This window comes from Novosphingobium clariflavum (genome assembly GCF_026420865.1).
In the GTDB taxonomy this organism is placed as follows: domain Bacteria; phylum Pseudomonadota; class Alphaproteobacteria; order Sphingomonadales; family Sphingomonadaceae; genus Novosphingobium; species Novosphingobium clariflavum.
On the sequence record NZ_JAPCWC010000055.1, the window covers coordinates 1 to 8947 of the forward strand.

Genomic DNA, 8947 nt, shown 5'->3' on the forward strand with positions numbered 1-8947 from the left:
CGTATAGCCGACCTCCAGGCGCGCGCGGGCAAGCGCTGCGCGCGCATCGGCAACATTCGCGTCGGCCTGCCGCGCGTCAGACAGGGCCGCATCATATTCCTGGGCACTGACCGCCTTTCGGCTGACCAGCGGTTCATAGCGAGCCACGATCGAACGCGCATTGGCCTGCGCCGCGCCCGCGCGCGACAACGTCGCTTGCGCCTGGGCGAACTGCGCCTGCTTGTCGCGCGGATCGATCAGGAACAGCGGAGCACCGGCGGGTACGTCCGACCCTTCCTGGTAAAGCCGCCGCTCGACGATGCCATCGACCCTTGCCCGGACCTCGGCGGTGCGAACGGCTTCGATCCGGCCAGGCAACTCGATGATGTTGGGCACATCGCCCGTTACGACCTTGATGACGTCGACCGGCGGCGGTGGGGGCGCCTGACGCTGCGGCCCGCCACAGGATGCGAGCAGCAGGGCGGCGGGAAGGGCGAGCCAGCCTGGCTGTGAGAAGAGTGCAGGAGGCTGCAGACGGATGGTCTCGAACGACGCTTGGGAAAGGTTGAATGGCGGCAAAGTCTGCCCCTCACATATTGACGGTCATTGGGATTTTTGGGGCGACAGCCTGAGAAATCTGGCTTACCGCCCAAACGTGTAGGAAATGGAGGCGAAGCCACTGGCGTTCACCTTATCCTGGACAAGCGCGCTGTCGCTCACATCGCCCACGACCCTGATCGCGCTCCCCCCAACAGAGAGATTCCAGCGCGGCGACAGCCGGTAATTGGCGACGAGATTGAAGGTCACGTCCTTGAAACCGCTGCCGGGGCTGAAGCGGGAAAGACCGGATGCCGCTGCCTCTTCCGGGGAGATCCCGAAATAGCGATCATTATATTTGCTATCGGCCCATGTCGTGCCGATGCCCGGCACGATTGTGAGGCGATCATCGACTCTCACGGGGTAGCTGATGACAGCGTCAGCTACCGTGCCCTTGGTGCCGCCCAGCACCTTGGTCACGCCGACCGTGCTGACGAAACCCCATTTGCGTATCGTGGCATTGGCCCGGATGCCGGCTGCATTCTTGATACGTTCGATGCCGGTCGGTACGTCCTTCTGCCGATACCCAAGCACGAAGACTGCGCCTGCGCCCATGTTGATCTCGTCCGTCACCGGCACGCTGACGCCGATTCCGGAATAGGTGTTGGCAACGAAAATGCCTTGCCGAATGTCGATGACGGGAAGCGGCAGGATCCGCGTCGAATCGCTGCCCTCGAACGTGGGTAGCACACTTGCTCCTGCACCGATGGTGATATGGTCGGCCATGTATGGGGTCTGCTCACCATCTTTTGCCATGGCCGCGCCCGGAACCATAGAACCCGCAAGACAGAGGGTGAAGACCCGAACGGCGGGAATCTTGCTCACATCCGCCTTTGCGCCATTTGCGCGGAAAAAAGATCGCCCAAAGATCGTTGTCATGATAAGCGCACCTAAAAAGCGTTGATTATCGACAACTCAATATTGAATACCGATATTATGTCAATGATATTCGGTTTCCCGTGTTTGGCAGTCTATTGTTTATGCATATGTGGCTGACGGAAGTGGGACGATCGATCCGGGGAGGGGCGAAATGGAAACACGAGGTTGCCAATGGAAAGTGAAGATGTCCCCTATGAGGGGGGAGGCGGTTTCGGATTCGGCATCAAGGCCGCTATCGTGACGGCCACGCTCTTGCTCGCAGTTTCCCTGCCGTTGCGATACATCATTGCCTGGCGGGAGCCGGCTTACGCCTCGCTCGTGGGATTACCCTGGCTTCGTACTCTTCCCCCGTCCACCATCATCGTCGCAACGATAACGGTGACCGTGCAATCCATCCTCATGGCGTTCGTGGTCCGGGAAATATGGACGATAGCCGGCAGCTTCCATCGGGGTGAGTTCTTCTCGCGCTTCGTGACGAAAGCCATGCGCCGCGCAAGTGGGCTTCTCTTCGGAGTGAGTGTCGCCGGGGCGCTAGGCGTCGTCATCGGCCTTGGATCGCTTTCCATGCTCGACGGGGACCTCCCGCCGCTCGGCCTTGGCGCCTCGCTTCTCAATATGCCTGCCGGCGCGCTGGTGTGTGGTCTTTTAGCTTATGTGATCGCCGGCGCATTCGATCGTGCTATCCGCATGGCCGACGAAGCCAGGTTCATGGTTTGATCATGTGGATCATATCAAGATTGGACGTCATGCTTGCTCTTCGAAAGACGAGTCTCAAAAGGCTGTCCGAAGCCACCGGGATCAGCATGGCCAACCTCTCCATCCTCAAGACGGGGAAAGCCCGCGCGGTCCGTTTCTCGACGCTTTCCGCAATCTGTCATGAACTGCAATGCCAGCCCGGCGACTTGCTGGAATTTGACCTAAGCGCCGCGCCTCCTGAAGAGGGAACATAATAAGTTAATTATCAAATATTCAAACAGGGTAAATACGGGACGCGGAATGAAGGCGGTTCACGATAGCATCGAGAGTCCGTTTGCGATCGGCGAGGACATGGCCCTCTATGGCACCTTTACCGGCGACGCGACACTTGAGAGTGGCGTGCGGTTCATCCTGCATGGCACCATAGCGGGGCGCATCTACAACAAGGGCGGGCGCGTCGAGATATTCGGCATGGCCGGCGCGGTCGAAAATCTCAGTCGCCATGCCGAGACGATCATTGATCCTGGCGCGCATGTCCGGGGTGGACGGCCGCGCCGCGAGGGGAGGCCGCACGCATGAGCGGAACTGTCCCCACGGCACTCCCGCAGCGCCGGCCCGTCATCCGGGCCGTCACCTTCGCCGAGGTCGGCAGGGCGATCGGCCGCTTGCTTGCCATCGGCATGCCGCCCACGCGCGCGGCCGAAACCGGCGCATCGGGCAAGGTGGCCGATTTCCTCCTGGCCTGGTGGAACGGCGACGAGTGCGGCCATTCCCCGATCCTGCGCCTGTGCAACCTCAATGCCGTGATCGCCGAGGATATGCTGACGATCATGGCCTGGCTGGCGCAGGCGCAGGAGCCGACGACCTACGCCGACGCATGGGGCTACCGCGGCGCGATGGGCGACCTTTGGGTGCGCTATCGCGGCGATCCAAGCGAGGCCGTTTAAACGATCTCGAGATCCACCGCCGAGAGGAACACTCTATGGACAACGACGAGGACGCCTTTGCTGACAACTACGCCGAGCGCGACCAGGCCAAGGCGCTGCGCGAGCAGGCCCGTGCGGGCGGGCTGCGCTTCGAGGCGTATCTGACCGGCGATCAGGCCGATTGGCTGTTGGAGCGGGTCGAGCGCGGCATGTTCGTTGACCCGCTCGAGGCGGTGTTCGCAATTATCCAGAACTTTCGTGAATTGGAACCGCACCGCGACCTACGCGACGAGCTGCTAGGTCGGATGCTCGACGCATCGGCGGCCGATCTGGAATCGGCCCTCCCCGCCGACGAGGTGTTTGACGAGCTGCGCCAGCGGCACGCGCAACCGCGTCCCGAACCGGCGCGCTGGGAGAAGATCGCGCGATGAACCAGCTCGCCCCCCTGCCCTCGCCCACGCTGGCGCTGCCGGCGCTGGTCGCGGCAGCCGACGACGCCACGCAGCTTCGCTTCCTTGAGTTCTTCGCCGTCACCATCCGCAACCCGCACACACGCCGCGCCTATGCGCGCGCGGCGGGTGACTTCCTGGCTTGGTGTGAGGCGCGCGGCGTTGCCTCGCTCGCCCAGGTGCAGCCTCTCCACGTTGCGGCCTGGGTCGAGGCGCTTGGGGCCGAGCTGGCCGCGCCCAGCGTCAAGCAGCAGCTCGCCGGCGTGAAGCATCTGTTCGATTGGCTGGTGACGGGGCATGTCGTGCCGGTGAACCCCGCCGCGTCGGTGCGCGGGCCGGCGCATAGCCAGCGGCGCGGCAAGACGCCGGTGCTGGCTCCTGACGAAGCGCGGGCGCTGCTCGATCGGATCGACGTGACCACCCATGCCGGCCTGCGCGACCGTGCGCTGATCGGCCTCATGGTCTATTCGTTCGCGCGGGTCGGCGCGGCGTTGGCGATGAAGGTGGAGGACGTGTTCGTGCAGAACCGACGCCTATGGGTCCGGCTGCACGAAAAGGGCGGCAAGCGCCATGAGATGCCCTGCCACCACAATCTTGAGCATTACCTGGCCGAATATCTCGACGGCTGCGCGCTGCGCGAGGACCGCAAGGGGCCGTTGTTCCGCACGATCGGACGCAAGACTAAGCGACTAAGCGATACCCCCCTGCCCCAGCCCAATGCGTTCGCGATGGTGCGCCGGCGCGCGGCGGCGGCCGGGATCGGGACAGCGATCGGCAACCACAGTTTCCGCGCGACCGGCATCACCACCTATCTGAAAAACGGCGGCACGTTGGAGAGGGCCGCGACGATGGCGAACCATAGTTCGACGCGCACCACCCAGCTCTACGATCGCCGGCCCGATGACGTGACGTTGGACGAGGTAGAGCGCGTGTTGATCTAGCATCCGGCAATTCGAGCGTTTCTAGGATGGCTTCACGTTTCTCAATTGGGATCGAGCTTCGGGAAAGCGGCTAAGCCGCCCCACTCGCGCCCGCTTTGTGTTGAAGCGCCCACGCCTCAAGCCACCGGATTGCGAAGGCGAGCATCGGACGGGCTTCGACTAGCAACGATGGCGCAAACCCTATCATGCCCTGACTGCCACCACCACTCTCGACGTAGGCGGTCACGATCTGCTCAATGTAGTTCTCGGACAGGTCCTCATGGATGGGATCGCCTGTCTCAAATTCTTCCATGAACCGCCATTCTGTGCCGTTCACACCGGCAAACGGCACCTCGATCCGGATCGTCTGCTTGTCGGGGATGGCGGCGAGGTGGTCGGCGTGATGGACCAGAGTCATAGTGTCCCACGGCGCGCCCACCATCAGAACGCTGCCGCCGACTTCGACCAGCTTGGACAAGGGCGTGTTCTCGCCGAAGCCATAGTCGAGCCGGTGGTCGGCTGTGATCCAGTCGGCCAGTTTGCCTACAGCCGCGACGGATGCGCCAGGGTTGGCGCTCCGTCGGGCACCCGGCATCGTCCGGACGAACTCGGCGATGATGCCGTTCATCCGCACTGCACGCGACGCATTCTGATCGAACCCCGGCACATGGTCGCGCCACTTGGGCAGGACGCGGCCATCGTCACCCAGCAGATCGTCGTGAACGCTGTCCCAGCTCGTATATACGAGCATTGTGCCGTCCGGCCCGACTACTTCAAGGATGGCGTTCGACAGAGCGTCCGGCCCGTTGAGAAGCGGTCCGACCTTGCTCATGGCAGCGTGGACCATGACGGTATCGCCTGCTCGCAATCCGATACGGGCTAGGTCGTCGCGTAGCGATGCACGAGTGCGAAAGTCAGGAAGATCGTCGTTCATAGAGCTTGATGCTCATCCTGCCCAACAACCTGCCAGCGGCCTCCTTCCCAATGGAAGCCGATCCTTTCCGCGTTGCTGATCGCGGGCGGCTCGCCCTTGCGCCAGAAAGCCCGCATCTTGGCGCGGTCATCCAAATGCGCGTCGGCGACGATCGCGCGCGCGGCCTGGATGAATTGCCCATGCCCGAACACATAGGCCAGCGAGTCCGCAGGCATGGCGGCGAGACGCGCCAGCGCGGCCTCGCAGCGCCGTAGTAGCGTGCCGAAACTCTCCGCCCCTTCCCCGTCGCAATAATCAGGATCGGCCGCGCTCCAATAGCGTTCGAGGTGCGGCATCCTCTCGGCGCTGCGCGTGCCGTTCCACCGGGAGGGTTGGAGATAGGTAAATTCTTCAATCGGCCACGTCTCCACCGGCACGCCGGGAAAGCGGGCGATCGTCGGCGCAGCCGTCTGCCGGGTGCGGGTATAGGGCGAGGTGACGATAAGTGCGGGCGCTTGCGTCCAGCTCGCCGCGACCGCGCGCGCCTGGTCCTGCCCGCGCTCCGTCAGCTCGATCGTCGCCAGATCGTGACACGGCATGCCGGCGTTGCCGGTGCTTTCGCCGTGCCGGATGAAGATCGCCCGCATGACTATTTCAGCAGCAGGGCGGCCGCCCCCTGTCCTTGCAGGAGCTTCACCGCCTTTTTGTCGAACGACACGAAGGTTTCGCCGCCGAGCCATTGGCCGTCAAAGGCGATCACCCCGTCCGCGAAATCGCCGCCCGCATCGAGGACGGTCAGGCCCGCTTCGACGGCGGGGCGGTTCACCACGACATTGCGCGTGTTCATGAAACGGCGGATTGCGGCGGCAATGTCAGGCCGCGCCGCGTCATAGCTGCGTTCCATCACCCATGCGAGTTCGCAGAGCGAATGGACACTGATCGCCACGGAATCGGCTTCCTTGAGCGTTTCGACCGCAAGCTTTTGTTGGTGCTCATCGCCGGGAACGACGAGACGCAGCAATACATTCGTATCGGCGGTGATCTTCATTTCTTGTCCATGCCCGCCATGCCAGCGGCCGCGCCAGCCTCGGCAATCGCATCGTTGGTTTCGTCGATCGTCAGCCGCGCGCCGTTCGTCTTACCGGCGAAGAAATTCCGCAGATCGTCCCAGGAGCCATCGGGTTGATCGGCCTTCAGCTCCGCCCTGCCATCGGGCAACAGGTCGAGCCTGATCTTGCCACCGGGCCGGATGCCGAGATGCTTCAGCACGTCCTTCCGAAATGTCACCTGACCCCGCGCGGTCACGCTTAATGTCGTCATGGTCATTACCTCCATATCGCCGCAAGAGTAATGCAAAACAGCATTATTTTCAAGACCCAAATCCTGATAGCCAAAAAGGGTCATGCGCCTGCCGCTGGCGCGGCACCGTGGCTCTAGTCGCTACGCTCCCCAAGCCCGCAAGCGGTTTTGGCCTAAGGTGACGATCCACATGGCGAAAGCGCGATCGCTGCGCGCGGATCTCGCAAGCCAAGGTGCCGGCGTGTGCCGGTGTCGATTCCTGCTTCAGGGGGAAAGGCCGTCCCGACCGCCTCTCCCCCCGCAACGGCAATCAGCGGGACCGTGGCTCACTCGGCTGCGCCTCGCTGCGCCGCGCACCACTCCCGCAGATTCCCGCTGCCCCCCTCTCTCGCCGGCGTTCTTGGGCGTCCGTGTTCCGGCCGATGGCATGGCCATCGCCGGACAGGCGATTTGAAGGGAGTAAGGACGATGACTCACCAAACCCGCGAAAGTTGGCTCAATGCGGTGGCGCTGGGCATGGCCCCGCTGTTCGAGGCGCTGGACGCCCCCCTGCCCGATCGCGTGCGCGTGGCGATCGGCTTCACCAGCAGAGGCGCGAAGGCCAAGGCGATCGGCGAGTGCTGGGATAATCGGTTGAGCGCGGACGGGCATTTTGAAATCTTCATCCGTCCCGACCTCGCGCACGCGCCCGACGCCATGCCCACGCAGATCGCGGCCATCCTCGCGCATGAGCTTGTCCACGCCGCCGTTGGCATTCCGGCGGGGCATGGGAAAGCGTTTAAACGGATCGCCCTTGGGCTGGGGTTGGTCGGGCCGATGCGCGCCACCACCCCCGGCGAGGCGTTCCTTGCGGCCATCGCGCCGATCCTGGCGGGCGTCGGCCCCCTCCCCCATGCCCGTCTCGACACGGACGGGGAGTCGACCGCGCCCAAGAAGCAGAAAACCCGGCTGCTTAAATGCGAGTGCGCGACGTGCGGCTATACGGTCAGGACCGCGCGCAAGTGGCTTGAGCAGGCCGGAGCGCCGCTTTGCCCGATCGAGGATCACGGCCAGATGAGCCATGAGCCGCTGGACGATGACAGCGAGGATGAGGGCGGAGAGGACAGCTAGACGCCTCACCTCTTTCATCCCATTGCCGTTTAGGCTATGCCCACATGCAAACATGAGGTCATGTAAGGATATTCACATGCCAACAATCGCGATCATCAGCCAGAAGGGCGGCGCGGGCAAGACCACCCTCGCCCTGCATCTGGCCGCCGCCGCCGAGGATTCCGGGCATACGGCCCTTGTGATCGACCTCGACCCGCAGGCGACGGCGAGCCAGTGGGCGGCATGGCGACAGGATGCCCCCCCGGTCGTGATCGACAGCGCGCCCCCTCGCCTCGCCGCCAAGATCGAGCAGGCCACGGCCCAGGGCGCGGCGTTCATCGTGATCGACACCCCGCCCCATGCCGACAGCGCGGCGAGCGCCGCCGTCGAGGCGGCCGACTTGGTGTTGATCCCTTGCCGCCCCAGCGCGTTCGACCTGGCCGCGATCAAGACGACCGCCAGCCTTGTGAAGATGCGCGGCAAGCCCGCTTTCGTAATCTTCACGGCGGGAAGCCCGACCGCACCGCGCATGTATGACGAGGCCGCGCAGCTCGTGCGCGATTATGGGCTGGACGCCTGCCCACACAACATCGCCGATCGCGCCGCCTTCCGCCACGCGGCGGCCGAGGGCAAGACCGCGATGGAGATCGAGCCGGACGGCAAGGCGGCCAACGAGGTGCGCCAGCTTTACAAGTGGACATGCGAGCATGTAAACATGCAAGCATCAACGAAGAAGCGGAGGGTCAGCGCATGAGCGGCCGGAAGGGATCATTGCTTGCATTGCGGGATCGCGACCCCGCGCCGTCGCCGGCATCGGCCGAGTCGGAGCGCAGCGCGGCCGCACGACAAGCGCCCGGCACTGGCGCAGGCAGCGGATCGAGCAGCAGCCCGGTTGCGCCGAGCCGTCAGGGTAAGAAGGCGATGACGGGCTATTTCAGCCCGGAAATGTCGTTCGCCATGCACATGACCGCCCGCAAGCACGGCATGAGTTTGCAGGACGCGATGGCCGAGGCGTTCAACGACTGGCTCCGAAAGATGGGGGAAAGTCCTGTAGGCAAGTGAGCATGTTCACATGCAAACATTTGGCATTGGAGGAATGCTTATGGCCGTGCTGATTGTGTCCGGCATCTTCGCTCTGGTGATGGTCGGGTTGTCCGTCCGGGCAAATGCTCGCTTTCGGGGGGCGTCACATAAAACGGA

The 8947-nt window shown here is 63.7% G+C and carries 15 protein-coding genes; 9 read left to right on the forward strand and 6 right to left on the reverse strand.

Features of this window, described 5'->3' with window-relative positions:
* Positions 1–558, reverse strand: a 558-nt coding sequence (locus tag OKA11_RS23850; protein ID WP_267225031.1) for an efflux RND transporter periplasmic adaptor subunit, incomplete at its 3' end; no start/stop codon positions are given.
* 63 nt (positions 559–621) lie between these two features.
* On the reverse strand, positions 622–1455 hold the full coding sequence (locus OKA11_RS23855) for a MipA/OmpV family protein (RefSeq protein WP_267225033.1): 834 nt from the start codon (positions 1453–1455) through the stop codon (positions 622–624).
* A gap of 171 nt (positions 1456–1626) precedes the next feature.
* On the opposite strand from OKA11_RS23855, the gene OKA11_RS23860 reads away from it, so the two are divergent.
* Genes OKA11_RS23860 through OKA11_RS23885 form a run of 6 tightly spaced genes read left to right on the forward strand, consistent with a single transcriptional unit; the run spans position 1627 to position 4467 of the window.
* Positions 1627–2172, forward strand: coding sequence for a DUF2975 domain-containing protein (locus OKA11_RS23860; RefSeq protein WP_267225035.1), 546 nt, complete (start codon positions 1627–1629; stop codon positions 2170–2172).
* Between the two features lie 29 nt (positions 2173–2201).
* Positions 2202–2405 (forward strand): helix-turn-helix domain-containing protein, encoded by a 204-nt coding sequence (locus tag OKA11_RS23865; RefSeq protein ID WP_323748341.1) that lies wholly within the window; start codon positions 2202–2204, stop codon positions 2403–2405.
* A 46-nt stretch (positions 2406–2451) separates the two neighbouring features.
* Positions 2452–2730 (forward strand): hypothetical protein, encoded by a 279-nt coding sequence (locus OKA11_RS23870; RefSeq protein ID WP_267225036.1) that lies wholly within the window; start codon positions 2452–2454, stop codon positions 2728–2730.
* Positions 2727–3098: a DUF7673 family protein gene (locus OKA11_RS23875; protein ID WP_267225038.1), complete on the forward strand. Its 372-nt coding sequence runs from the start codon at positions 2727–2729 to the stop codon at positions 3096–3098. The genes OKA11_RS23870 and OKA11_RS23875 overlap by 4 nt, the downstream gene beginning before the upstream one ends.
* Before the next feature lie 35 nt (positions 3099–3133).
* Entirely contained in the window at positions 3134–3508 is a 375-nt protein-coding gene (locus OKA11_RS23880; protein ID WP_267225039.1) for a CopG family transcriptional regulator, read from the forward strand.
* On the forward strand, positions 3505–4467 hold the full coding sequence (locus tag OKA11_RS23885) for a tyrosine-type recombinase/integrase (RefSeq protein WP_267225041.1): 963 nt from the start codon (positions 3505–3507) through the stop codon (positions 4465–4467). Before OKA11_RS23880 ends, OKA11_RS23885 begins: the two co-directional genes overlap by 4 nt.
* Before the next feature lie 70 nt (positions 4468–4537).
* On the opposite strand, the gene aac(3) is transcribed toward OKA11_RS23885, so the two are convergent.
* Genes aac(3) through OKA11_RS24725 form a run of 4 tightly spaced genes read right to left on the reverse strand, consistent with a single transcriptional unit; the run spans position 4538 to position 6763 of the window.
* Positions 4538–5380, reverse strand: a complete 843-nt coding sequence (gene aac(3) / locus OKA11_RS23890; RefSeq protein WP_267225043.1) for an aminoglycoside 3-N-acetyltransferase — start codon at positions 5378–5380, stop codon at positions 4538–4540.
* The gene (locus OKA11_RS23895; protein ID WP_267225045.1) at positions 5377–6006 is read right to left on the reverse strand and encodes a histidine phosphatase family protein; all 630 of its coding nucleotides are present in this window, start codon (positions 6004–6006) and stop codon (positions 5377–5379) included. Before OKA11_RS23895 ends, aac(3) begins: the two co-directional genes overlap by 4 nt.
* A 2-nt stretch (positions 6007–6008) precedes the next feature.
* Positions 6009–6407: a type II toxin-antitoxin system VapC family toxin gene (locus OKA11_RS23900; protein ID WP_267225047.1), complete on the reverse strand. Its 399-nt coding sequence runs from the start codon at positions 6405–6407 to the stop codon at positions 6009–6011.
* Positions 6404–6763, reverse strand: a complete 360-nt coding sequence (locus tag OKA11_RS24725) for an AbrB/MazE/SpoVT family DNA-binding domain-containing protein (protein ID WP_379489444.1) — start codon at positions 6761–6763, stop codon at positions 6404–6406. Before OKA11_RS24725 ends, OKA11_RS23900 begins: the two co-directional genes overlap by 4 nt.
* 363 nt (positions 6764–7126) lie before the next feature.
* On the opposite strand from OKA11_RS24725, the gene OKA11_RS23910 reads away from it, so the two are divergent.
* From OKA11_RS23910 to OKA11_RS23920, 3 genes are all read left to right on the forward strand, one after another.
* A complete protein-coding gene (locus OKA11_RS23910) occupies positions 7127–7768 on the forward strand; it encodes a transcription elongation protein SprT (protein ID WP_267225049.1) in 642 nt (213 codons plus the stop codon).
* A gap of 76 nt (positions 7769–7844) precedes the next feature.
* Positions 7845–8501, forward strand: a complete 657-nt coding sequence (gene parA, locus OKA11_RS23915) for a ParA family partition ATPase (protein ID WP_267225051.1) — start codon at positions 7845–7847, stop codon at positions 8499–8501.
* Positions 8498–8809 carry a ribbon-helix-helix domain-containing protein gene (locus OKA11_RS23920; RefSeq protein WP_267225053.1) on the forward strand — a complete coding sequence of 104 codons (312 nt, stop codon included), beginning with the start codon at positions 8498–8500 and terminating at the stop codon, positions 8807–8809. The genes parA and OKA11_RS23920 overlap by 4 nt, the downstream gene beginning before the upstream one ends.
* Positions 8810–8947: the final 138 nt, after the last annotated feature.